This window comes from Leptospira sp. B5-022 (assembly GCF_000347035.1).
GTDB classification, from domain to species: Bacteria; Spirochaetota; Leptospiria; order Leptospirales; family Leptospiraceae; genus Leptospira_B; species Leptospira_B cinconiae.
In genome coordinates, this window is sequence record NZ_ANIJ01000049.1 from 74,738 (window position 1) to 98,935 (window position 24,198).

Genomic DNA, 24,198 nt, shown 5'->3' on the forward strand with positions numbered 1-24,198 from the left:
CCGATATGATCCTTGCCAAAACAGATTCTTTGGTTTCCATTATTCCGCCGGAAACTGTACCTATTCTGATCCTTCTCGTTTCCATAGTAGGGTTTACAATCATCATAGAAAGGCTGATCTTCTTCTCTCGTTGGAAATCTATTACCCCGGACGATTGGAGAAGGGTAAAAGATCTACTCAGAGAGAAAAACTACGACTCTGCTTCCGATTTAATAAGAAGCCTCAGCCAAGGACCTGTATCTCAGGTGTTACAGGCAGGTATCACACAGTTTAAAAAAAATTCGTCTTCCGTTGACGATGAGATCCTGACCCAAGGATTAAATCAGATCCAAAGAATGGAAAAATTCCTTTCTCCGTTAGCTACGATTGCTACCATTTCCCCCCTTTTAGGGGTTTTAGGAACGGTTCTGGGGATCATTCGTTCCTTTGCAGAAGGTTCCGGAACCAGGGGAGCGGAAGTGGGGATCAGTGAGGCATTGATCACCACGGCTATGGGGCTTGCGGTTGCGATCCCAGCTTATATTTTCCACAATTTCTTCCAAAAGAAAAAAGAAGATGCGATTTCCGAAATGGAAAGTCTTTCCGAGCAGGCGCTTAGGTTTTTAAAATAAAATGAAATTCAAAAAATGGAATCGGGGCGAAAGCGGAGGTTTTAAGGCAGGGCAGATTGAGCTCGCACCTATGATCGACGTTATCTGCTTCATTGTAATTTATTTTTTGATGAACGCTACTTTGGAAAAATCCACAGTCGTAAAAATTGAACTTCCTAGATCTTCCAGTACCGCCCAGGAAAAGAAAAAGGATGAACTTGTAATCACCGTCAATAAGGATGGAAAAATTTTCTTAGATAAAGATACGGAACCTGTACCTTTGGAAAAACTGACTGAAAAGATCAAATTGTTCAATGGCCAGAACCAGGGCGACGACAAAGATAAAAAAGAGCCAAGTAAAAATCGGGTGATTATCAGAGGGGATGGCGGGGCAAGTTACCAAACCATCGTCAAAGTGATCGATAAAGTGAACGAAGCCGGAGTAACAAGATTCAATCTTGCAATGGTTCGGCAACCGGGAGGTCAGTGATCCTCTTCGGTGGATCTAAAGACTTATTTCGAGAAGGTTCTTTGCTTTCTTGATTTTAAATAAAGCCTTAAGGCGATTCCAAAAAGACCCTTGAAACGAAAAGTATCTATATATAAATCCTTTGCCGTTATTTTTGTAAGCGGATTCTTTTTTTACTCCGGCGAGATCTCTCAACTTTTCTCCAAAAAGAGCGATTATTTCGGAAAGATCGTAAAAGAAATAAAATTTAACGGAAACAAGAACACATCCGATTCGGATATCAGTTCTCTTTTGGAATTGAGAACAGGGAAACTTCTCACCAAAGGGGTCATAGACCGAGATTTAAAGGCCTTATTTGCATCCGGGTTCTTCTACTATATTGATATAAAGGCGGAAGATGTGGAAGGAGGCGTCCGTGTCATTTTCGACCTTAGGGAAAGACCTCGGGTTAAAGAGATTGAATTTATCGGAGCGGACGAGGTTTTTCCTGCCGACCTCAGGGATAAGATGCCCCTTAAAGACAATGAGGTAATCACTCCGCAGAAAGTTACCAAGTCCAGGGATGTTATATTACAAAAATATAAAGATGAAGGATTTTTCCTCGCTTATGTAAAAGTGGAACTCGGGAAACCGGATGCTAAGACGAACTTAGTAAAGGTCCGTTTTATCATAGACGAGGGAGAAGAGATCCCGGTTGCAAAGATAAATATCTACGGAAACGAGACCATTGAAACTTCGGAACTACTGGGGCTCATGGAGTTAAAGGAAGAAGGTCTATTCGAAGGCGGTAATTTTAAAGAGAGTTCCTTTGAAAAAGATAAGGAAGTTATCCAAGCTTACTTAAGAAGTAAAGGTTACTTGGATTCAGAGTTGATCCGAGAAGGTACCAATTGGGAGATCCACTGGGAAAACGCGGAAAAGAAAAACAGAAGAGTCATCATAGTCAATATCAAACTTTATGAAGGTCAGGTGTATTATTTTAACGGATACACGGTCGCTCATGATATGAGTACGGACGGGGAAGGTAGACCTATCTTCCTAAATAAAGAGAATAATCCTCCTGAAACTCCTAAGGACAAATTAAAACCATTATTCACAGTCTCGGAGATAGAAAAGTCCTTGGATTACAGTTCAAAGGATGCAGGAGAAGTTTTCGATGAGTCCGTATTTTCCAGGGATAGGGCAACAGTAAACGAGCTCTACGGTTCCAAGGGTCATATTTTCGCCCAGGTGATTCCCCGAAGAAAGATCGTTTCTTTGGATTCGGAAAGTTTAGAATATTATGAAAATTGCGCCACCAGAAGGACCGAATTGGAGAGAAAGACATGCGAGGAAGAATATAAACAATTAAATATCCGTAAATTACGAGAAATTTATAGAGATAGTCCGGAACTGAGAGGACGTAAATTCGTTCACGTGGATTTTACCATTCGCGAAAACAATCTGGCGCAGATAGAGAACGTAATCATTAAAGGAAACAAGAAGACCCAGGACAAAGTGATCCGTAGGGAGTTACTATTCAAACCGGGAGATTTATTCGATTCCGGATTAGTAAACCGTTCTAGAGAGAGGATCTTTAACCTAGGATATTTTAAAGAAGTAAACTTCAACATGAGACCCGGTTCGGACGATACAAAGATGAACCTTGTCATCGAAGTATTGGAGCAACCTACCGGAACGGTTTCCATGGGCGGGGGTTACGGAACCATCACAGGATTTACGATCTTTACTGAGATTGGAGAAAACAACTTAAACGGTACAGGGCAAAAAGTGTCGGGACGTTTGGAGTTCGGACCTTATCGTAGATCCTTCCAGATCTCTTGGACGGAACCTTGGATGTACGATACCCCTTGGTCTCTTTCACTTTCCATGTTCTATTTTTCTCGGTCGATATTCCTGGGATCCACTTCTACGATCTCCATTTCGGATAGTACAACTGCTCCTACGGTGGAGAACGCCACCTATGATAATAACGGTTTAGGGGTTACGATGGGAGTAGCCCACAGGTTAGGAACCAACTGGACTCACTTCCACCGATATACACCCGCTTTTTATTCTTATTCCAATCCGACAGCCCTTGTGTCCGATGCGGTTTTGGCTAACGTAAGAAGAGGATGGCAGTTCCGTTCCCAAATCACAAACGGTATAGCTTACGATGTACGAGATAACGTATTTGCTCCCACTCGCGGATACGATCTGCTTTTCCAAGTGGATAATGTAGGGCAGCATTTGGGTGGAACTTCCCACTTCGATCAATATAGGATCTTAGCGGAATATTATCATACTTGGTTCGACTTTACTTTCGGAGGTTTGATCCGAAATAATGCCCTTCGTAGATGGAGAGTGGTCCAGGAGTTTAGGACTTCCGATACTTTCATTTTCCAAAGATCTCCGGCGGGCGGGTCTCAAAATCAGGACCCGATCCAGGACCCTTATATTCGTCCCCAGGATTTACTTATTATCGGCGGTTACGAATCCTTAAGAGGTTGGTTTTATAACGACCAGAAGTATCCAGTGGAATGGAGAGACGGTGCCCAACATCGTCTCCTCTTCGATACGGAACTCCGTATTCCGATAGAACCGAGCTTACTATGGCTCGTCGTATTCTTGGACGGAGGAGCACTGTACGAACAGGTGAACCGTGCAGTAGGTACAAAAAAAGATTATTTCGAATCTTACGATAAGAATAAAGCGGATCAGATTGCTGCGAACCCGCTTGGCTGGTACATTCAAAACAATTTCAATTTGCAGAATGGACGTAAGGCCGACGTAACCTATGACGAATTGAACAATCCGGGAAGATTGATCCTATCCTCGGATAACGTTGCAATGGATAGAATGAGATATTCTTGGGGTATAGGTCTTAGGGTCCAGATCCCTGTTCTTCCACTTCGTATTTACTTTGCCCAAAAGTTAAAACCTACCGGAAATTTCTGGGCACCTTTCGAAAGATATGAATCGGATAACGCATTCCAGTTCGTTTTCGGTATCGGCGACTACCGATTCTAGGGGATTTTGTTTTGTCAGTTGATCTAGTGCAAGGCTTGAACGATCCGCAGAAAGCCGCAGTCGAAAGATTGGAAGGTCCTGTTTTAATATTAGCGGGCGCAGGTTCCGGAAAAACCAGGGTAATCACCCATAGAATCGCTAACCTGATCCTGAATAAAAGAACGGATTCGATATGCGCTCTTACTTTTACCAATAAGGCCGCTGCGGAAATGTTGGAAAGGGTAGCGAAGTTAGTTCCATCCATTCCTTGGAATGTACAGATCAAAACATTTCACTCACTCTGTTTGTATATTTTACGAAGGGAAACTTCTTACCTTGGAATGCCTTCCGGATTTACGGTTTACGATTCCGTATTACAGGAATCCTTAATCAAACAAGTGATCAAGGATCTACATGAGGATCCGAAACAATACAAACCTTCTTCTTTGACAGGTATCTTTTCCTCTTGGAAGGACGGACTCTCCGATTCGGATTCTTATATTCGGAAAGAAAATTTTTCTCATCGTTCTCAGATGATCTCAAACATCTATGAGGAATACGAAAAACGTAAGAAAAAAAACCAAGCCCTGGATTTCGGAGACCTGATACAAAAAACCGTGGAGTTGTTCAAAGAAAATCCCGGTGTCCTAAAGTCCTACCAAGATAGATGGAATTATATCATGGTGGACGAGTATCAGGATACGAACAAGGCTCAATATACATTAGTACGTTTACTTTCAGGGGAGCGGGGAAATCTTTGCGTGGTGGGCGACGACGATCAGTCCATCTATTCCTGGAGAGGAGCGGATATTTCGAATATTTTAAATTTCGAAAGTGATTTTCCGAACGCGTATGTAGTGAAATTGGAGGAAAATTACCGCTCCACTTCCAGGATTATTCGTGCCGCTTCTAAGGTGATCGCAAATAATAGCGGCAGAAAAGAAAAAGAATTATTCACAAATAACGAATTAGGAGAACCTATCTCCGTTTCCCAATTCGAAAATGAAACGGAAGAGGCCTATGATATAGTTAAGAAGATCCGGGCAGGGTCGGCCCGAGGTGCGGATTACAAAGATTTCGCGATCTTCTACAGAACAAACGCACAATCCAGATATTTTGAAGAAGGACTCAGGTCTTCCGGGATACCTTACAAAATTTTCGGGGGTTTCCGATTTTTTGATAGGGCCGAAATCAAAGATATGATCGCATATTTGAACGTGATCGCAAATCCAATGGATTCCACTTCTTTATTAAGAATTGTGAATACACCTCCCCGAGGGATCGGAGAAGCCAGTATAGAAAAGATCAGGACTTTTTCTCTGGATAAAGGGATCTCTTTTTTAGAAGCGATTGGACATCCGGATCTTCCCTTAAAAAAAGCAAGTTTAGGAAAAGCAAAAGAACTTTATCATCTATTCGAGGACCTGATCGATCGCAAAGAAAAAGGGGAATTACCTTCTAAGATCGCCTTAGAGATCGTGGAAAGATCCGGTTGGGTGGATTATATGGAACGAAATTTACACGATGAAGAAGCCGTTTCTAGGGTAGAGAACGTTCGTGAGTTTGTGAACTCCATCGAGGAATACGAATCCAGGGAAGATTCTCCCAACTTGGAAGAATATCTGAATCAGATCAGCCTTCTCACTTCCGAGGAGGATTCCGCCCAGCTCACGGATTATGTTCATCTCATGACCGTCCATAATGCAAAAGGATTGGAATTCCCGACGGTATTTATAACCGGATTGGAAGAGGGAACTTTTCCCCATTTCATGAGTTTGGAAGAGCCGAACGGTCAGGAAGAGGAAAGAAGGCTTTTTTACGTGGCTTTAACCCGGGCTAGGCAGAAATTATACCTGAGTTATTCCAGGACCTCCCGAAAATTCGGAAAAGTAGAAGACCGAATTCCGTCTCGCTTCCTTCCGGAAATACCCTCGGAATGTTTTGGAGAAGAAGGTATTCTGGCCCAAAAGGGGGTCCGAAGACCGCAAGGGCCTCCGGTTGCTTCTTCTGGGGCTTACAAAATCCCGGAAACTTCGAGAGAAACTCGGGAAAGCGAAAATTCTTCCAAACCATTGGGCGAAGAAGCGGCTATTCGGGAAGGGGACAGGGTAAAACATGCCCAATTTGGCCTCGGACATGTGATTTCCATCCAGGGCACGGGCAAAAATCGTAAGGTAAAAATCAAGTTCGGAAGCCTAGAGAAGAACTTTTTCCTTGCCTATACTCCCTTAGAGAAATTATAACAAGGGGGAAAGTTCACCCCCTGAAATACCGATATTATTCATAGGACATAGGAGAAACAATGAAACGGATCGTGATACTCGCCTTGGCTATCTGCCTTGGGACCCCATTGTTTGCTGGAAAAGTCAGCGGTTTAGTAGAAGAATTTAATAAAGTAGAAGAATTTAATAAGAATCGAAAAGTTTCTGAAGCGGCTAAAAAAGCTACCTTAGAAAAAAATCTTCTATCCGCTTTAAAATACAGCCTTCATCGTAAATACCTGGATTATAAGGAATACACAAAGGACTTAAAAGCCGATTCTATTTCGTATGAGCCCCAAAAAGGGACTTTCGGGGTGTATGTTAAATACAAAACATATATCGTATTTTACAGTTATCTAATGGATCCGGAAATCTATCTCCAAACTCCTATCAACGAAGTGTTCTATGTTCGTCCCGATAATTTGGAAGAGGAGCCTCATAAGGAAGATAAACAACCGACTCAGCCGACTTCCGGTAAATAATCCCTTTTCATGCGATTTCCGGAAGAAGCGGAATTAGTTTCAAAACTTGTTCTGGAAGCCGCAGACCGGATCTTTTCCATCTATGGAACAAATTTCCAGGTGATTGAAAAATCCAAAGGTGACCCTCTTACGGAAGCCGACCTGCAGGCAAACGAGATCATCGCCGGCGGCATCCGCAAAATCCTAAACGACAAAGTATACTCCGAAGAGGATTCCGATTTTTCACATTCTTCTCTACAAGGGGAAAGAGTTTGGATCTTAGATCCTATCGATGGGACCAGGGAATTTGTGGCTAAAAATCCTGAGTTTGCGATCAGTTTGGGACTTTTGGAAGATGGTAAACCTGTTTTTGGGATCGTAATGAATCCTGCAACGGGTGAATTCTTTTGGGGTGCGGAAGGTAAGGGGGCATATTATAATATTCTAAAGTCCCCTTATGTTGAAAATAAGATCGATTGGGAGAATACTTTTTATCTGCAAAAGGGTGAGTCTCCCGAACTTCCTAAGATACTTGTTTCCATTTCGGAAACGAAAGCCGGACTTTTTAAAAATTTTAATTATGGAAATGATTATGTTTTGGCGCCGAAAGGTTCCATCGCTTATAAACTCGCCTTAGTCGCGGTGGGGAAATATCCTTTAACACTTTCTCTTCGGCCTAAAAACGATTGGGACGTGGCTGGAGGGATTGCGATCCTGAGAGCTTCTCAAGGCAAAGACTTGGAGATACGATCCGGAAAAGAGTATCCATTTTTAACTTCCAAACTTGGAATAGGATTGCTTGCCGGTGAATCAGAATTAGTTACCCAATTTTGGGAAAAGTTTAAAACTTCTCTCCAAGGTTCCATTAGGGATCGTTGGTAAATCAATCTTTTAAAAGGCAAGTTCTTACTTTGTCCAATATCGATAGAAAAAAATACAAGATCGCCTTGGATGCAAGGCCATTGTCCACTCCTGTTTCAGGTGTGGGACGGCTCATCGAATCGGTACTAAAAGGTTTCGATCAAGATCCCGATTTCGAATTTTATCTTTTTTCGCATAAGCCGATCCACGAAGGTTATTCGGATCTATTCAAAAACCCGAATATAAAGCCTGTAATAGGACAGGGTCTATTTTCTAAAAAAGGAGGGATTTACTTCGCTTTCTATCTTCCTTTTCAACTAAGGAAATATGAGATCGATTTATTTTGGGGAACTCAACAGGTATTTCCACTTTTCCTTTCTAAAAATATTCCCGGGGTTTTAACATATCATGATTTTGTAGCCTATCGTTTTCCGGAGACTATGAGACCGATTGCAAGATTTCAGCAGCTTTTTTATTTAAGAAGAAGTATCCAAAGAGCGGATTATATTCTTGCTAACTCGGAATTCACTCGTTCAGAGATCTTAAAGTATTCCTCTTTCCCGAAAGATAAAATAGGTATTATTTATCCCGGTTACTCTCCTCAAGAGATTCGAAAGATTAAAACTCCGCCTACAAAACGAATCGGCAAATTGCCTAAAAAGTTTTTCTTGACCGTTTCCACTTTAGAACCCCGAAAAAATTTCGGAACTCTTCTAAAAGCCTATCGAAATGCAAAAAAAGAAGGATCGGACCTAGTTTGGGTGCATGCAGGGAAAGAAGGTTGGGAATCTCCCGAGCTCCTCTCAAAATTCAAACATTCGTCCGCAGCGGGAGAGTTATACTGGTTCGATTTTGTAAATGAGGAAGAACTAAAATATCTCTATTCTCAAGCGAGCTTATTTGTTTTTCCGTCCATCTACGAAGGATTCGGGATACCACTTTTAGAGGCTCTTGCTTATTCTCTACCTTGTATCGTTTCGGATCTTGAAGTTTTTAGAGAAATAGGAAAAAGATCCTGTGTGTATATTTCTCCGGAATCGGAGGAAGATTGGAAAAATGCGATTTTGGATTTCCAAAAGAAGAAGTTCAAGTTCCCGAAGCCGGATCTGAAACGATTCGAACGACTGAAGTCTGCCGCACTCGTAAAAAAAATTTTTAGAGACCTAGTTTCTTATAAACGGACTTAAAATCTTTTGGAAAAGAGATTTTGTTCCTACTTCTATCGTTCCTGAAAAAAGAATATCATTGGAAGATTTCCAATGGATATGGATGCGGTTTCTGTCCAGTGCCTGGAAATAAATTTGCTCCGTTGGACTTACGTTCCAAACGAATAGATCTTCTTTCCTGGTCCAAAAATTGTCCGTCCAATCGGTACATATCCTCTCTAAAGTTTTGCCGGCTTTTAATTGTAGAATAAATCCTTTTTTAGGATCTAAAAAAGCGGAGAGAATCGGAGGTTTGACAGATCTTTCCGAGGATCCGGAATCAAAATGGATCCCTTGCCCTTGGAACCTTTTTCCTTCCAAATAGGATTGGAATTCCGAAAATTGGAAAAAATAATTATAGATCCTGGTTTCTTCCAAGGCTAAAAACCTTGTACAAGTTTTTGATCTCCTCTCTTTAAAGCAAGGTGGAATTGGAAGGAAATGACTTGTAGCTTATATTCTAATTTGTATTCTGGAAGTATGGTTTTTAGAAAAGCCTCGCCTTTCTTTTTACTTCTTTTATCCGTTTTATTCTTAAATAATTGCAGATCGGATGAGCAACCTTTGCTCTACCAAATTACTCTCCAGGATTGGGATGGGAATTCCCATAAATTTTCAGAGGATAAGGGAAAGTTAGTAGTCTTGGATTTTTGGGCGAGCTGGTGTGAGCCTTGCAAAAAAGCGGTGCCTGTGGTGGAAAAACTGAGAGAAAAGTTGAAAGATTCTCCCGCCGTTGTGTTAGGCGTGAATACCGAAGATGATCTCAGTTTGGAAGAAATCAAAAAAGCCGCTTCCGATTTCGGGATGTTGTATCCGAGTCTTTTAGATCCGGAATGGAAACTTGTGACCCCTCTGAAAATAGAAGGTCAGCCCGCTTTATTCGTGTTTAGCAAATCTGGAAAGAAACTTCATTCCCAATACGGAATTTCAGAGAAAGACCTGCCGGTATTGACCGGAAGACTAAAAAACTGGCTCGAATCTCCGTAAAATTCGCTTCTATCCATAACAATCGTGCAATAATAATCCAAACTCGGACTCGTTTTAAAAAAAAGGATTTATCTTTCAGCATTTCCTTGGAATCTGGAATCAGATCCCCGGTAGGTGCTGCCGGACATCATCCATCTTTCCATTTCATTTCAGGAGAATTTCCATTCATGGCTGAGAATCTCGCCCAATTATTCCGTGAGTCGGCAGAAAAATTTAAAAATAAACCGGCTTTCTTATACAAAGATGCGCAAAAGAATTATTTGCCGATCACCTATTCAGAGTTATACGAGGCAGGTCTGAATCTTGCCGAGGCTTTGATCGATCTAGGCATCCAATCTAGAGACCATGTAGCGTTACTCGCCGATAACCGTGTAGAATGGATCATCGCGGATTACGGTATCATTATGACCGGTGCGGCTGACGTTCCGAGAGGAACGGACATCACCGATTCCGAAATCGTTTATATCGTTAGCCATTCCGAATCAGAAGTGGTATTCATAGAAAACGATAAAATGTTGGAAAAATTCAACAGAAACAAATCCCAGCTCGGAAAAGTAAAAACAGTCATTTTAATGGACAAAGAATCCGAAGCTCCAGGCGTTCTGAAAATGTACGACCTGATCGAAAAAGGAAAAAGTTTAAGAGCTTCCGGATCCCGTAAGGTAGAAGATAGAGTAGCAGCTATCAAACCGGAAGACCTTTTCACATTGATTTATACTTCCGGGACTACCGGTCTTCCTAAAGGTGTTCAACTAAGACATTCCAATATGATGCATCAGGTATTGGAAGTCACTCCAATGTTGAAAATAAGTGCGGAAGCAAGATTACTCTCCATTCTTCCCGTATGGCACGTATTCGAACGGGTTGTGGAATATGTTTGTATCAGCATAGGTGCAGCTACATATTACACAAATGTTAGGGACCTTCGCCAAGACTTAGCGACCGTAAAACCGACATTCATGGGCTCTGCTCCTCGTCTTTGGGAAAATATCTACAACGGTATTTATACAAGGATCAATGATCCAAGCCAAACTCCTGCAATCCGCCGCGGTTTATTCAAACTCGCTTATTTCTTCTCCGATAAGAAAAACGCCGCAGTTCGTTTTATTACGGGCAAGGAAGTGGATTATCACGGAAGAAATCCGATTCTCTCCTTATTTTACGGGATCTTAATGTTCATCCAGTTGATCCTGACGGGACCTTTCACTTTGACGGTAATCTCTTCGGTTGCGGCTTATCTGCTTTCTTCCACAGAATTTTCCTTCTTAAGTCTTCCCTTATATATAGTGGCTGCTCTTGCTGCGTTTTTGAACAGCGCAACTTTGGATAAGATCGTTCTTTCTAAGATCAGAACTGCCACCGGTGGAAAATTGAAGGCTTCCATCTCCGGAGGAGGAGCTCTTCCTCGTCACGTAGACGAATTTTTCAACAATATCGGTATCAACGTGCTGGAAGGATACGGTATGACCGAAACTTCTCCGGTTCTTTCCGTGAGAACGTTCCAAAAGTTAATCATCGGTTCCGTAGGTTCGATCGTTCCTAAAACCAATCTGCAGATCAGAAACGATAATAACGAAGTTCTTACCGAAATAGACGAGAACGGAAAAGTAATCAAAGGAAGATTAGGTAAGAAAGGTGTTGTATTCGTAAAAGGTCCTCAGGTCATGAAAGGTTACTTCAAAAATGAAGAAGCGACTTCCAAAGCTCTTGTCGACGGATGGATGAATACCGGCGATATGGGAATGATCAACTTCAAACATACCTTAACATTGACCGGTAGAGCAAAAGACACTGTGGTATTGTTGGGCGGTGAGAACGTTGAGCCGGTCCCGATAGAGAATAAACTCCAAGAATCTCCGTATATCAGCCAATGTATGGTAATCGGGCAAGACCAGAAAAACTTGGGAGCCATTATCGTTCCTGACTTCGAAAAATTGGAAGAATGGGCAAAAGAGAACGGAGTGGACGCGTCTAACAAAGAAACTTTGATCGAGAACGCTAAAGTATTGGATCTTTATAGAAAGGAAATCAAAGCGCTCAACAACGCGAAAAACGGGTTCAAGTCTTTCGAACAAGTTACTCCATTCTTCATAGTTTCCAAACCTTTCGAGGTAGGGGACGAGTTGAACAATATGTTGAAGATGAAACGTCACGTAATTGCTGAAAAATACGCGGATAAGATTAAAAAAGTCTATTCAGGTAATTAAATAATCCTCTTTAACATATCAAAAAGGTAAAAAGAAGCCTCGGTTGCAAACCTGAGGCTTTTTTTTTACCCTGATGGGAATTTTCTAAGCCGCCGATATGTATTCTATATGGCGAAAACGATCCTCTCCAAACCCAGTATTTTCGAACCTTACGGTCATTCGGACCTATATGCTTTGGATAATTTATATTTTTCTCCGCTAAGAGAAAGAGAAGTCTGGGACTTTTCCAGAGTAAGGGAATTTTCCGCCTTAAATTTAGGGTTCATTTTTGCCAGAGCGGAACTTGCTTGGAATAAGTTACACGCAGAATTGGAAATCAAAAATTTAAACCCAAGTTTTAAAAAGGGGATCTGCTTAAGTGAAGGCTGGGAAGAAGCTCCCGGACTTAAAATTGATTCCTTTTTGCCGAAAGTATTCGGCACCGAAGCGACTTTTCAATATTCCAGATTGGAAAATCTTTCGGAAAAAATCCAGTTTCGGGAATTTTTCTCCTCGGAAGGATTTGTTTTCAACGGGAATTGGAAGGAAAAAAATTATTTAATCTTATTTTCAAAGATACATTCGGAAGAAAGAAATTTACCTTCCGTGATCAAAAAGATCTCTCATTTCCATACCGAACAAAAATCAGAAGGGAATTTTTTCCTCAGAACGGAAAAACAATCTTATTTGAATTTTCTGAAGCCGAAAGAATCTTTGGGTCCTTTATTTTTACAAGAAAAGAAAATAGACCAAGATCCGTTCTTATTTTTAAGTTTGGAATATTCGGATATTATTAAGTAGGAATTACAGTAGTTGGAAATGTAGGAGCTCTTACATTTGAGTTCCTTCTCGATATTTGCGACTTTGTTTGAAAATTGCGATTTATATTTAGTTCCGAGAAAAGGTACTGGATAAAAACGTTTTTAAAGTACGAGTTTAAATAAGATTTTCTTTCATTTACTCCAAGTGTTTACTGAATAAAAACGCCTCGATCGCTTCGTAGTCCTCATTTTCGGAAAGTTCCAAAATTTTTTTCAAAAGAAAATTCGCCTGTTTTAAACTTACGGATCCTAAAATTTTACGGATCGGCCCTACGAACGGAATGGAGATCGAAAGTTCCCTAAATCCCATACCCAAAAGTAGGATCGTAAAATTCGTATCGGAAGCGATCTCTCCACAAATACTCAGCGGTCTTTCGTATTTCCAAGCTGTTTCTACTATCTGTATAAGAGTTCTTAAAAATGAAATATGGAATGGATTATATAAGGAGGAAACATTCACGTTATTTCGATCCACAGCCATCAGATACTGCAATAGATCGTTTGTTCCGACGGAGAAAAAATCCACTTCTCTTGCAAGTACATCCATAGAAGATACAGCGGAAGGAGTTTCCACCATCACTCCAAGTTTGATCTTTTTATTGAACTTTTCCTTGCTAGCAGTAAGTTCTTTTTTACATTCTTCTAATATTTCTTTTGTTTTTTTGATCTCTCCCAGATTGGTAACCATAGGAAGCATGATGCTTAAATTTCCATAAGCAGAAGCTCTAAGTATTGCGATCAATTGTTCCTTGAACCAATCTGGATTTTGAAGGCTGTATCGAATCCCTCTATTTCCTAAGAATGGATTCTCTTCGAATTCTCCCGTGGAAAATTTATCCGCGCCTATATCGAAAGTCCGTATGTAAACCGGGTTCGGATCCATTCCTTCCGCGATCCTTTTATAGGCTAAAAATTGTTCTTCTCCGGAAACGTTTTTGTCCTGGTATTTTAAGAATAACGACTCCGAGCGGAAAAGCCCCACACCGTCCACATCCGCTTTCCTTGCAATTTCACAGTCGGTATCCGATTCTAAATTACATTTTAACCGTATCTTGACTCCGTCTTTTGTAACCGCCTTTTTCGGTTTTATTACCTTTGTCTCAAAACTTAAAGGAGAAGAAGCTCCGTAATATTTTACTTCTTCGATGGTTGGGTTTCTTACGATCTGGCCTGTGTCAGCATCCAAAAAAACATATTCAAAATCGTTAATATTTCTATAAAATTCCTTTAAGCCTACGATTGTTGGGATACCATAATTTCGGGCAAGGATTGCCATATGACCGGTTTTTCCTCCCAAATCGGTGGCAATTCCTCTGATCCTACTCTTGTCCATGAGTATCATCTGAGAAGGAGTCAATTGTCTAGCGACCAAGATCACGTCCTCGGATTGGTCGGCTAAGAAGGAGACTTCTTCTTTTTTGTCTAAAAGGTTTTCTAAAATACGGTTGGAGATGTCCTGAAAATGGTCCGATCTTTCTCTGAAGAACGGATTATCCATACGAGTGAACTTGTCGGTGAGTTCGTTGATCGTATTCTGGACCGCTAAAAATGCGTTTTCGTTATATTCCTTAATACGATTTCTGAATGAATCTTGTAAGCTCGGATCTTCCGTGATCGTGACCTGAGTCTCTAAAATTTCTTTTAGTTCTTTATCTTGTTCTCTTGTTTTGAGTCCGGAAATGATCGATTTTAATTCTATTTTGGAAGAATCGAGAGCATTAGAAAGTTTTTTCAGCTCTTCTTGTTTTTGGCTCTCATGGATATAGGCTCCGTGGGCGAGATGTCTTCTCTTCGTCCCGACTTTTACGCATCGACCGTAAAATCTGCCGGGAAAAGCGACTATCCCCATGTATGTAGTTCTCTTCCCACCGCCATTCATTGAATGAATATCCGCTGGTAGAAATACAGTAGTTTAGTGAATCGACAAGTCTTTTATAAACCGATGTGGTCCCGCCCGGATTAGAGGCGGGAAATCCGGAATATTTAGACCATCGCAGCTTTTCTGTTGAAAAGTGGGATCCGACGGCTTTTGTATTTACCCAGTTCGTTTCCTGTTACTGAACTCATGACTAATTTAGCCATGGAAACGTCCAATGCATGTCCCGCCTTGGAAGCTAGATAATGTCCGATAATCGGTCTGCCTGCGATGGAAAGATCTCCTACCAGGTCCAAAATTTTATGTCGGACACATTCGTTTTCGTAACGAAGGGATTCGTTTAAATATCCGTCTTGGGTGAGGACGATCGCGTTATCTAAGGATCCTCCCATAGCAAGTCCTCTCGCTTGGAGAGCTTCTACGTCTTTTAGGAACCCGAAGGTTCTGGCAGGTAAAATTTCGTTTTTGAGAATGTCACGGTCCAGATCGATTGTGATATTCTGGCCTTTTAAGAGCGGATGGGGGAAGTCGATTGTGTAGGTCACTTTCCAGGTTTCGCTTGGTAGAATGACCAGGTATTTGTCCCCATCTACCACCCACATAGGATTTTTTACATAAATAGGTTCTATTCTTTCTTCGAATTCGGTATAACCTGTGCTTTCGAATGCTTCTAGGAATGGAAGGGAAGATCCGTCCATGATCGGAACTTCTACGGAGTCGATTTCTAGGATCATATCCGTAATTCCTACGGAGAATACCGCTGCCATCAGGTGCTCTACGGTTTGGATACGATGCAGCCCGTCTCCCAAAGTGGTAGCATTACTGGTATCTACCACATTACTTAGTTCTACAGGGATGGATGCCTTATCTTCTCCCTTTCTATATTCAAAAACTATGCCCGTCCCTGCAGGAGCAGGGTGCCCGATCAGATTTACTTCCTTGCCGGAATGTAATCCGATCCCCTTAATTCTAACTGTTTCTTTAAGAGTTTTTCTATGTTCTGTGAAATTCATCATTTCCTACCCCGGAAACTTTCGTATCCGGAATCCATTCGCTTTGCACCGGGCTTCACTCTATTGGACGTTTGCAAGATCCAAATCAAAATTAACCCTTTAGGACTATGAAAGCAATATCCATGCCAGGTGCAGTGCAAAAAGATGATTTTAGACGGGCATTATAGCTCGGTACAGAGATAACTAGACATAATTTGAAAGAAATTTCTGTACTTCTGTCTCTTTTTTACAACAGTGTTGTTTTAGGGAGACAGAATCCATTTACCATGGTAACTCTTCCCCGTTTTGATGAAAGAATCTTCCGGATCGTTCTGGGGACAGTTTTTCGATTTGATGGAAGAGTCCCTGGGCCGCATCCTTTGGTGGAATTCCTTGTCTGCCGGTCATTTCCGTAGCTACCATTCCAGGGTGAAATATACCTACGGAGATCTTTTTAGGTGCAAGATCCCGAGCGAGACTAACAGCTCCAGCATTCAAGGCGGCTTTGGACATTCTGTATCCGTAATAGGCTCCGGAAGTATTGTCCGCAATTGAGCCCATTCTGCTCGTGATAAATATAACTTTGGAGTGTGGGCCGAGTTTAGGAAGAAGAAGCCGACTCAATCGTATTGGCCCGACTGCATTTACGAGAATTTGGGTCTCTACTTCGGTAAAATCGACACTTTCTAAATTATCCGGGATCAGGATCCCTGCGTTATTGATCAGTATGTCCAGTTTGATCCCGGTTAAAAAATTGGATAAAGTTTCGAAACTTTGACTTTGGGTCAGGTCCAGTCCCTCGAAAATTTTCACTCCCAGCCTACGTAAGGTTTCCGAACTTTTTCGGCAAGCCGCATAAACCGTATAACCTTTCTCGGAATATAAATTAGCAAGCTCCAAACCGATCCCTCGATTGGCTCCTGTGATTAAAACTTGTTTCATTCTGAATGTATTTGGAAAAGAAGAAGTCTAGAAAGAAATACTTGAAACCGGGAATCGATTGACGTTTTGGAAAATATTTTCCAAACTTTCCCGCGTATGCAATTCCAGATCTCTCATAAACCTTCCTTCTCCTTATTGAAACTTAGATTAGGCCCCGGTCAATCGATTAAATCGGAAGCCGGAGCCATGGTGTACATGAGTTCCCGAATGGGCGTGGAGACCAAAATGGGGAGCGGATTTCTTTCCGCACTTTCCAGAAAAATTTTCGGTGGAGAATCATTCTTCTTCAATACCTACACTGCTCCTGAAACGGGAGGGGAGATCGGACTCGCACCTGAACTTCCCGGCGATATCATAGATCTGGACCTCGTCGGAAAAAGTATCTTTGTCCAGTCCGGATCTTATCTGGCTTCCGATCCTGGTATCCAAGTCGTTTCCAAATTCGGCGGACTCCGTTCCTTATTCGGTGGAGAAGGTCTGTTCTTATTGGAAATTTCCGGAACCGGAAAAGTTTTCTTAAGTTCTTATGGAGCCATTGTTCCAATCAGAGTAGAAGGAAATTATACGGTTGATACTGGTCATATAGTCGCATTCGAAAATTCCCTACAATTCAAAGTAGGAAAGGCGGGAGGGAATTGGAAATCCACACTCCTAGGCGGCGAAGGTTTAGTCGCGAATTTCTCGGGCAACGGAACTCTTTGGATCCAATCTAGAGTGCCTTCCGGATTTATCAGCTGGCTTACCAAACTTCTTCCCGTTTAACAAACATTAGGAATTAAAATGAATATCCAAGTTTTATACAAACCATCTTATTCCGTAGCGAAAGTAAACTTAAGCTCCGGAGAATCCATCAAGGCGGAAGCGGGAGCTCTTATGAGTATGAGTTCTCATATCCAAATGCAAACAAGTAAGGCGCAACAAGGAGGATTATTTAAATCTTTGAAAGCGGCCTTCTTAGGAGGTGAATCTTTCTGGATGAATACCTTCTCCGCATCCCAACCTGGAGAGGTTTTACTCGCTCCCACACTTCCCGGCGATATTGAAAAACTGGATTTGAACGGAACGGTTTTTATCCAGTCCAGTTCCTTTCTCGCGGCAAAACCCGAGATAGATATAGATACTAAATTTCAAGGTCTAAAAGGTTTTTTCAGCGGAGAGTCTTTATTCTTCTTAAAACTTTCCGGAAGCGGTCCGGTTCTCATCTCCAGTTACGGCGGGATCGAAGTATTGGACGTCGAAGGTGAATTTATAGTAGATACAGGCCATATCGTAGCCTTCGAAGAAGGTTTACAATACGAGATCACTAAGTTCGGAGGTTGGAAGTCCTTCTTTTTAGGTGGAGAAGGTTTAGTCGCTAAATTTAAAGGAAGAGGAAGGCTCTGGCTCCAATCCAGAAATGTGCCGACACTCGGCGCTTGGTTCAGATCCGAATTACCACCTAGAAAGGAATAAACTATGAAATTTGAAATATTAGCAAAACCTGATTTTCCCATATTAAAAATTGATCTAAATTCCGGAGAATCCATCCGTGCAGAATCAGGAGCTATGGTTGCCATGTCCGCTCAGGTAAAAATGGAGACCAAAGCCCAGGGTGGAATATTCGCATCCGCTAAAAGAGCCTTGTTTAGCGGCGAGTCCTTCTTCCAAAATACGTTTACTGCCGAGGGTGGAAATGGCGAGTTATTCTTGACCTCCGCGACCCAAGGAGATTTGGAACATAGAGCTCTTAAAAACGAAGAATTGATCTTGAGTAGAGGAGCCTATGTTGCAGGCGGCACGGAACTTGTGATCGACAGCAAATGGGGAGGTTTCAAAGGATTTTTTGCGGGAGAAGGTTTATTCTTCCTGAAAGTTTCCGGAACTGGGGACCTTTTTTTCTCAAGCTTTGGAGCGATACATGAAGTAGATGTGGATGGAATGTACATCGTGGACACAGGTCATATCGTAGCATTCGAACCTAGTCTAGAATATCATATCGATAAGGTAGGAGGATTAAAATCTCTCTTCTTATCCGGTGAAGGGCTGGTCGCAAAATTTTCCGGTAAGGGAAAACTGTATCTCCAAACTAGGAATCAAAACTCTTTTGCTTCTTGGGCAAATACTTGGAGAAGGGTCCAAAGGTCTTCAAGCGTTGGAGGAGGGGACTAAGCCCTTCCTGAATAACCGATCACATCCATAAAGGCGGAAACGGAGAATACCGCCTTTCCTGGTCCGGGTTCTCCATACCCGGGAGGCGTAGGAAGATTATATTTTTCGAATGTAGACTTCCATACGGTTAATAACTCGCAAAAATATTCCAATGGAGGACCGGCTTGTGTCCCAAGAGTTGTATAAGGTTCCGGACACCAAGCTGTAAATCTAGGCATGATCCCTTTTGACATGAAGAAGTCCAAACCTTCTCCCGTAGATTTGATCGCTTCTGCGACCGTTGCAAATCCCCAAGGCTGAGAAAGTTCTACTCCACCCACGAAGTTCGGGATCACATAAGAAGGTCCGAAAATTTCCGCAGAGTCGACGATCCTTCTGATCCAAGTATCTCTACCGATATAGGCTTCTTTTCCCGGACAGATTTTTCTGAATAGTTCGGGTTCCCAGACTTCGTAGTTGGGATGATAGACTTGGATGCCTGCGTCTTTGAACTTTTTGCAATCCTCATTCTCCCAAGCTTGGGAAACGATCTTACCCATCCATCGTCCAGGGAATTTTTGCTCGATTGCTTGCGCGTATTCTAAATAAAAATCGATTTCGTTTTTCTTTTTGAGAGAAGTGATTACGGAACCGCCGGTGATCGTGTACACTTTTGCGATCTCGTCTTCCGCATCGATCCAAGAAAGTACTTCTAAAATATCTTCGATATCTTTAACGCCTGTATATGGTCTACCCGCATTCTTCTGTTGTCTGTAGTTATGATTGATATCGCAGTATGCACATTCTTCGTCCTTACCGAAATACTGGCAATTACGGAAAACGGTTAGGTAGATGAGATATCCCCATTCGATAACGGGTGCGATCTCTCCCGGGATTTTTCCTGATTTGGTTTTGTGTCTGTACCAAGCAGGCTTAGGTGGATATTCTAGTTTTCCTAAAAATGTTTCGTTAAGATAGAGACCAGGTCTGCCTTCGTCTTTTTCTCCGGCAGGGATACGTTTTACTTTATAAGGTGAGTTCGGGTTATTACGAGTAGATACTATAGTGGGTAATAAATTAAAATATCCGCCTGTGATCTTGATTTCCTCGGGAGCCTTGGAGTCGGTACCTTCTTTCATATCCGCAAGTGGAATATGGTCGAAGGAGAAGATGAAATAATCCTTGGTTTTATAATCTTCACCCACTTGGAAAGATTCCGGAAGAAAATGGATGCCCTGTCTTAGAATGTCCTGCTTCAGAATTGCTTCGAACGGGATCTGTTTATATTTTCTTTCCATCTCCTCCAATAAGGCTATCGAAGATTCGGGGCGAAGGGTACTCGTGCTCATCTTAGCTCCAAACTGGTTTGTGGGTAAGTTTTGGCATCTAGTTTTTGGCTTTTTCATCCTTGACTGAGAGCTTTCAAACTGTATTTTTTTCTGTCAGAATGAGACGATTTCGCAATAGGTTCTTACTATTCTCTCTATTTCTGGGACTCTTCCTTTTTACAGGAGAGGATACCCGGCTTCTCTCCAAAACTAAAAAACAAAAACCGAAGCAAGAGGAGAAGAAGTCAGCATACGTTTTTGGCTGGACCCAAGTGGCTTCCTGCTTTAAGGAGATCACCGATATACAATTTCATCCAAGTCTTCCTGGAGAGATGCTAGTATTAGAGAAGAAGGGAAAAATCCATCTCTGGAATTTCACAAGCAAGGAATCCAAACTTATCGCGGATTTTACGGGAAACGTAGAGACAAGATCGGAAGAAGGTTTGCTCGGTCTCGCATTTCACCCTAAGTTTTCGGAAAATAAACTCTTTTATATCAATGCAGTTTCCAAAGAAGCAGGCAAGGACCAGACATTCATCTTAGAATTTCGTTATGATGATTCTAAGGTCATCCGTTGGCAGGATCGTAAAAGGATCTTACTCAGAGTGGATCAGCCTTATTCGAATCATAATGCCGGTCAGTTAAGTTTTGGTCCGGATGGAAAATTGTACATCGGCTTTGGGGATGGAGGTGCCGGAGGAGACCCATATAAACACGGACAAAATACTTCTACTTACCTAGGAACACTGATCCGGATTACTCCGAACCTGGAATCAAATGCTCCTCCCTATAAGATCCCGGAAGACAATCCCTTCAAAAACTCGCCCGGCTTTCTCCCTGAGATCTGGGCGTATGGATTTAGAAATCCATGGAAGTTTTCCTTCGATACTAAGACAGGAGATCTCTATCTGGCAGATGTGGGACAGGATGATTGGGAAGAAGTAGATCTGGTTCTAAAAGGTAAAAATTACGGCTGGAATATAATGGAAGGATTTCACTGTTTTTTACCCAAAGAAAATTGCGAAAAGCAGGGATTGACCGATCCTATTCTGGAGTATGATCATAAACTGGGTCGCTCCATCACCGGCGGATATGTGTACAGAGGGAAAAATCTTTCCAAATACTATGGATGGTACATTTTCGCTGACTTTGTTTCCGGAAAGATCCTTGGATTCCCCACTGAAGTGGAAGGTAAAAGGAAACTAACTGTATTAGGGGATACTCACTTCCTAATCAGCACATTTGGGCAAGATTCCACGGGTGAGCTGTATTTTGGCGATTTTAGTTCAGGAAATATCTTCCAAATTGGAAAAAAAAATTGAAATAAATTGAAAATCCCAGATCCATAGGTGTTAACCCAATATAGATCGGACTGCCTCCACCGCGGTTCAGATTAATCTCGATCAAAGAAGGATAGGGGTATGAATAAAGTCATTTCCGTTGCATCAGCCGTCCTACTGGTCGGTCTGTTGACATCCGGAGCTTGTAAAAAGCCTGCGGAGAACGCGGATTCCGCGAACGCAAAACAGAGCCAACCATCGGCAATCGTAGTATTTAGCGTAGGGGAAGCAAAAATCCAACACGCTGATTTAACTGAAGACAAAGCTAGTCTTGGAACAGTCCTGAAAGAAGGGGACAAGATTGAAACTAAGGCAAAAGCGAAAGTCGATATCCAATTCTCCGACGGTTCCGCCATTCGTTTGGCTGAAAAGTCCAGCATGGAATTCTCCGCTCTCGCTTTGAATACCCAAGGAAACACTGACACTAGATTGTCCTTAGTTTCCGGAAAAGTTTTCGCTAAAGTAAATAAAGCAAGCAAAGACGATCAGTTCTCCGTAGTAACTCCGACCGCAATCGCGGGAGTTAGAGGAACTTCTTTCGTTGTGGATCGTACTAAAAACGACAGATCCGTCGTAAAAGTATTGGAAGGATCCGTTGCAGTATCTCCAAGAGTTCGTGCTCTGGAAGGTGCAACTGCTGAAGAGATCTCTGCAAATGCAGAACTTCAAAAGATCAAAGCTTCCTTGGACAAAGCAGAAGTTATTTTAGAAAAAGACGAGTCTTCCATAGTAAAAGCTCCTGATAAAAAATTCGGTGAGAAAGAACTTACTAAGCTAGACGCTACTTTGGAAAAAGATATTCCGAAAGCGGTTACCAAACTGACCGGTGCTGGAGTTTCCAAAACCGAAGAAGAAGAGATCAGAACTATCGTTACTCTGGATAAAGACACTACCGATAAATTAGTGAAACTAAATATCGATCCTAAGTCCGGAAAAGTAGACGAAGCTACTAACGCAGCTAACGAAGCTGAGAGAAAGAAAATCGAAGAAGACTTAGCTAAGCGTCAGGCTGACGAGCTGAAACGATTCAAGAACGTTCTTGTTTCTGCTCCTAAAAACCTGAAAACGAATAAAGACTTAGTAAACTACTACGAAAAACTGGAAAAAATCGTACTGGCTGACGGTAAAACTACCATCATCGGAGCGATCGTAGACCAGCAAGGTAGTACAATGATCGTCCATACCGAAGACGGTATTAAGAAGATCAACCAGGATGACGTAAAAGAAGTTATCTACGACTTCCAAACTAAATCCGAAAACTAATCCACAGGCTTAAATAGGTGGAAAAACCCCGGGTTGTCGAAAGACAGCTCGGGTTTTTCTATTTAGAGGCAGCGGTTTATTTCGCACAGAGCTCACGGAGAACACAGAGTTTGGTCTCACGCTAAGTCGTAAAGAACGCTAAGGGACTAAAATAAAAATGAACTGGTGTCTTCGTACGTACCTTTGCGTGCGAAATCCTCTGTGGTCTCCGTGCGAAACTATTTTGCTTTATGATGTGGATGTGTATCTAAGTAATGATCCCAGAGTTTTAGGATCATATTCGAAATTTCTTCTAGATCTAAAACTAAAACCTTATCTTTATAATTCACTAACAGTTTACTTCTGCCGAATTTTTGGATCTCTCCCCATTCTACTCGGAAACCCGGGATCAAACTAATGGAATCGAATAGGATGTCTTTGATCTCCATTTTGGAAACATGGCCGTTTTGTTTGGAAAGATAAGAAAGTATAGAATGGAAGATGATCTTTTTCATCTCCGAAGATTCCGGAATATCCGGAAATTTATCTTTGAATCTTTTTAGTTTTCGAACCACGGCACTTGCTCGTCCGCGTGATAAGAACTTCTGACCAAAGGCCCTGAGAATACGGTTCGAAATCCCAAAGCTTTTCCGAATTCTTTCAGATCTTTGAACACTTCCGGACGAATGTACTCGCTAACCGGAAGATGTGTTGGAGTCGGCTGCAAATATTGTCCTAAGGTCACCATTTGTACTCCCACGGATCTGAGATCTTTCAGGGTCTGATGGACTTCTTCTAATGTTTCTCCAAGTCCTAGTATCAATCCACTTTTCGTTAAAAATCCTCTTTCTGATGCGTGATGGAGAACGTCCAAAGACCTTTCGTATTTTTTGGCGGGAGCCACAGTGGGAAATAATCGCTCCACAGTTTCTAGGTTATGATTGAATATATCAGGTCTGGAAGAATAAACGATCTCTAAATTTTCTTCCCTCATTTTGAAGTCCGGGACTAAAATTTCAATTTTACATTCCGGCAATCTTTCCCGGATCAACTCTATTGTTTTTTTGTAATGAGCTGCTCCACCGTCCGGCAAATCATCCCTGTTTACGGAAGTGATAACTATATGTTTGAGGCCTAAAGCCTTTGCGGATTCTGCCACTCGTAAGGGTTCTTCCGGATCTAATGCGAGCGGCTTTCCGAAGGCCACATCGCAATAGGAGCAACGTCTTGTGCAGATATCTCCGGCAAGCATGTAAGTGGCGGTTTTTCTGGACCAACAATGATTCAGGTTGGGACAAGAAGCGCTTTCACAGACTGTATTGAGTTTTCCTCCCTCTACGGAACCACGGACAAAGTCGACCGGGTTCTCCTTTTCGCGGAAAGGAAGCCTTACTTTTAACCAATCCGGTTTTTCTGGTGCGGGTTGGTACGCGTTGGATCTGGGCTTCTTTTTGAGAGGATTCACCCTTAAAAGCCTCCGTCTGAGTCTCCAAAGAGTCAAGTGTTTTGGGTAGCCGGAAAT

The 24,198-nt window shown here is 42.0% G+C and carries 22 protein-coding genes; 15 read left to right on the forward strand and 7 right to left on the reverse strand.

Annotation, left to right across the window (positions count from 1 at the left end; all coding sequences use genetic code 11):
* Nucleotides 1-5 precede the first annotated feature (5 nt).
* The 7 genes from LEP1GSC192_RS18895 (at nt 6) to LEP1GSC192_RS18925 (ending at nt 8,817) form a co-directional block, all read left to right on the forward strand.
* Entirely contained in the window at nt 6-611 is a 606-nt protein-coding gene (locus LEP1GSC192_RS18895; RefSeq protein ID WP_036091203.1) for a MotA/TolQ/ExbB proton channel family protein, read from the forward strand.
* Nucleotide 612: 1 nt separating this feature from the next.
* Nucleotides 613-1,080, forward strand: coding sequence for a biopolymer transporter ExbD (locus LEP1GSC192_RS18900; protein WP_020771597.1), 468 nt, complete (start codon nt 613-615; stop codon nt 1,078-1,080).
* 90 nt (nt 1,081-1,170) lie between these two features.
* Nucleotides 1,171-4,068, forward strand: a complete 2,898-nt coding sequence (locus LEP1GSC192_RS18905; protein WP_020771665.1) for an outer membrane protein assembly factor — start codon at nt 1,171-1,173, stop codon at nt 4,066-4,068.
* Between the two features lie 11 nt (nt 4,069-4,079).
* The gene (locus LEP1GSC192_RS18910; RefSeq protein ID WP_020771637.1) at nt 4,080-6,290 is read left to right on the forward strand and encodes an ATP-dependent helicase; all 2,211 of its coding nucleotides are present in this window, start codon (nt 4,080-4,082) and stop codon (nt 6,288-6,290) included.
* A gap of 59 nt (nt 6,291-6,349) precedes the next feature.
* Nucleotides 6,350-6,790, forward strand: a complete 441-nt coding sequence (locus LEP1GSC192_RS18915; protein ID WP_020771622.1) for a hypothetical protein — start codon at nt 6,350-6,352, stop codon at nt 6,788-6,790.
* 9 nt (nt 6,791-6,799) lie between these two features.
* Complete coding sequence (locus tag LEP1GSC192_RS18920; protein WP_020771590.1) at nt 6,800-7,651, forward strand: 3'(2'),5'-bisphosphate nucleotidase CysQ; 852 nt, start codon at nt 6,800-6,802, stop codon at nt 7,649-7,651.
* Between the two features lie 29 nt (nt 7,652-7,680).
* Nucleotides 7,681-8,817, forward strand: a complete 1,137-nt coding sequence (locus LEP1GSC192_RS18925; protein ID WP_020771549.1) for a glycosyltransferase family 1 protein — start codon at nt 7,681-7,683, stop codon at nt 8,815-8,817.
* On the opposite strand, the gene LEP1GSC192_RS18930 is transcribed toward LEP1GSC192_RS18925, so the two are convergent.
* Entirely contained in the window at nt 8,794-9,213 is a 420-nt protein-coding gene (locus LEP1GSC192_RS18930) for a hypothetical protein (RefSeq protein WP_020771604.1), read from the reverse strand. The genes LEP1GSC192_RS18925 and LEP1GSC192_RS18930 overlap by 24 nt on opposite strands.
* Nucleotides 9,214-9,315: 102 nt before the next feature.
* On the opposite strand from LEP1GSC192_RS18930, the gene LEP1GSC192_RS18935 reads away from it, so the two are divergent.
* The 3 genes from LEP1GSC192_RS18935 (at nt 9,316) to LEP1GSC192_RS18945 (ending at nt 12,809) form a co-directional block, all read left to right on the forward strand.
* Entirely contained in the window at nt 9,316-9,822 is a 507-nt protein-coding gene (locus tag LEP1GSC192_RS18935) for a TlpA disulfide reductase family protein (RefSeq protein WP_020771581.1), read from the forward strand.
* A gap of 167 nt (nt 9,823-9,989) precedes the next feature.
* Nucleotides 9,990-12,029, forward strand: a complete 2,040-nt coding sequence (locus LEP1GSC192_RS18940) for a long-chain fatty acid--CoA ligase (protein ID WP_020771642.1) — start codon at nt 9,990-9,992, stop codon at nt 12,027-12,029.
* A 108-nt stretch (nt 12,030-12,137) separates the two neighbouring features.
* Nucleotides 12,138-12,809 (forward strand): hypothetical protein, encoded by a 672-nt coding sequence (locus LEP1GSC192_RS18945; protein WP_020771538.1) that lies wholly within the window; start codon nt 12,138-12,140, stop codon nt 12,807-12,809.
* A 156-nt stretch (nt 12,810-12,965) separates the two neighbouring features.
* Here the strand turns inward: LEP1GSC192_RS18945 and ptsP are convergent, their stop codons facing one another.
* The 3 genes from ptsP to LEP1GSC192_RS18960 all read right to left on the reverse strand — a co-directional run bounded on the left by ptsP (nt 12,966) and on the right by LEP1GSC192_RS18960 (nt 16,639).
* The gene (gene ptsP / locus LEP1GSC192_RS18950; protein ID WP_036091152.1) at nt 12,966-14,708 is read right to left on the reverse strand and encodes a phosphoenolpyruvate--protein phosphotransferase; all 1,743 of its coding nucleotides are present in this window, start codon (nt 14,706-14,708) and stop codon (nt 12,966-12,968) included.
* Nucleotides 14,709-14,812: 104 nt separating this feature from the next.
* A complete protein-coding gene (lpxC, locus tag LEP1GSC192_RS18955; RefSeq protein ID WP_020771657.1) occupies nt 14,813-15,718 on the reverse strand; it encodes a UDP-3-O-acyl-N-acetylglucosamine deacetylase in 906 nt (301 codons plus the stop codon).
* Between the two features lie 261 nt (nt 15,719-15,979).
* Nucleotides 15,980-16,639, reverse strand: a complete 660-nt coding sequence (locus LEP1GSC192_RS18960; protein WP_020771674.1) for an SDR family oxidoreductase — start codon at nt 16,637-16,639, stop codon at nt 15,980-15,982.
* A 96-nt stretch (nt 16,640-16,735) separates the two neighbouring features.
* Here LEP1GSC192_RS18960 and LEP1GSC192_RS18965 point away from each other — a divergent pair, with 96 nt between their 5' ends.
* Genes LEP1GSC192_RS18965 through LEP1GSC192_RS18975 form a run of 3 tightly spaced genes read left to right on the forward strand, consistent with a single transcriptional unit; the run spans nt 16,736 to nt 18,787 of the window.
* Nucleotides 16,736-17,401, forward strand: coding sequence for a TIGR00266 family protein (locus LEP1GSC192_RS18965; protein WP_036091155.1), 666 nt, complete (start codon nt 16,736-16,738; stop codon nt 17,399-17,401).
* Nucleotides 17,402-17,419: 18 nt separating this feature from the next.
* Nucleotides 17,420-18,091 carry a TIGR00266 family protein gene (locus tag LEP1GSC192_RS18970; protein WP_020771588.1) on the forward strand — a complete coding sequence of 224 codons (672 nt, stop codon included), beginning with the start codon at nt 17,420-17,422 and terminating at the stop codon, nt 18,089-18,091.
* 3 nt (nt 18,092-18,094) lie between these two features.
* On the forward strand, nt 18,095-18,787 hold the full coding sequence (locus tag LEP1GSC192_RS18975) for a TIGR00266 family protein (protein ID WP_020771577.1): 693 nt from the start codon (nt 18,095-18,097) through the stop codon (nt 18,785-18,787).
* Here the strand turns inward: LEP1GSC192_RS18975 and LEP1GSC192_RS18980 are convergent.
* The gene (locus LEP1GSC192_RS18980; protein ID WP_020771659.1) at nt 18,784-20,115 is read right to left on the reverse strand and encodes a radical SAM protein; all 1,332 of its coding nucleotides are present in this window, start codon (nt 20,113-20,115) and stop codon (nt 18,784-18,786) included. The genes LEP1GSC192_RS18975 and LEP1GSC192_RS18980 overlap by 4 nt on opposite strands.
* A gap of 98 nt (nt 20,116-20,213) precedes the next feature.
* Here LEP1GSC192_RS18980 and LEP1GSC192_RS18985 point away from each other — a divergent pair, with 98 nt between their 5' ends.
* The gene (locus LEP1GSC192_RS18985) at nt 20,214-21,416 is read left to right on the forward strand and encodes a sorbosone dehydrogenase family protein (RefSeq protein ID WP_020771644.1); all 1,203 of its coding nucleotides are present in this window, start codon (nt 20,214-20,216) and stop codon (nt 21,414-21,416) included.
* A 99-nt stretch (nt 21,417-21,515) separates the two neighbouring features.
* Entirely contained in the window at nt 21,516-22,697 is a 1,182-nt protein-coding gene (locus tag LEP1GSC192_RS18990) for a lipoprotein LipL45 (RefSeq protein WP_020771585.1), read from the forward strand.
* A 218-nt stretch (nt 22,698-22,915) separates the two neighbouring features.
* Here LEP1GSC192_RS18990 and LEP1GSC192_RS18995 read toward each other — a convergent pair whose 3' ends face one another.
* Both LEP1GSC192_RS18995 and lipA read right to left on the reverse strand, forming a co-directional pair.
* Nucleotides 22,916-23,251 (reverse strand): hypothetical protein, encoded by a 336-nt coding sequence (locus LEP1GSC192_RS18995; RefSeq protein WP_020771671.1) that lies wholly within the window; start codon nt 23,249-23,251, stop codon nt 22,916-22,918.
* Nucleotides 23,236-24,141, reverse strand: a complete 906-nt coding sequence (gene lipA / locus LEP1GSC192_RS19000) for a lipoyl synthase (protein ID WP_020771618.1) — start codon at nt 24,139-24,141, stop codon at nt 23,236-23,238. The genes LEP1GSC192_RS18995 and lipA overlap by 16 nt, the downstream gene beginning before the upstream one ends.
* Between the last annotated feature and the right edge of the window lie 57 nt (nt 24,142-24,198).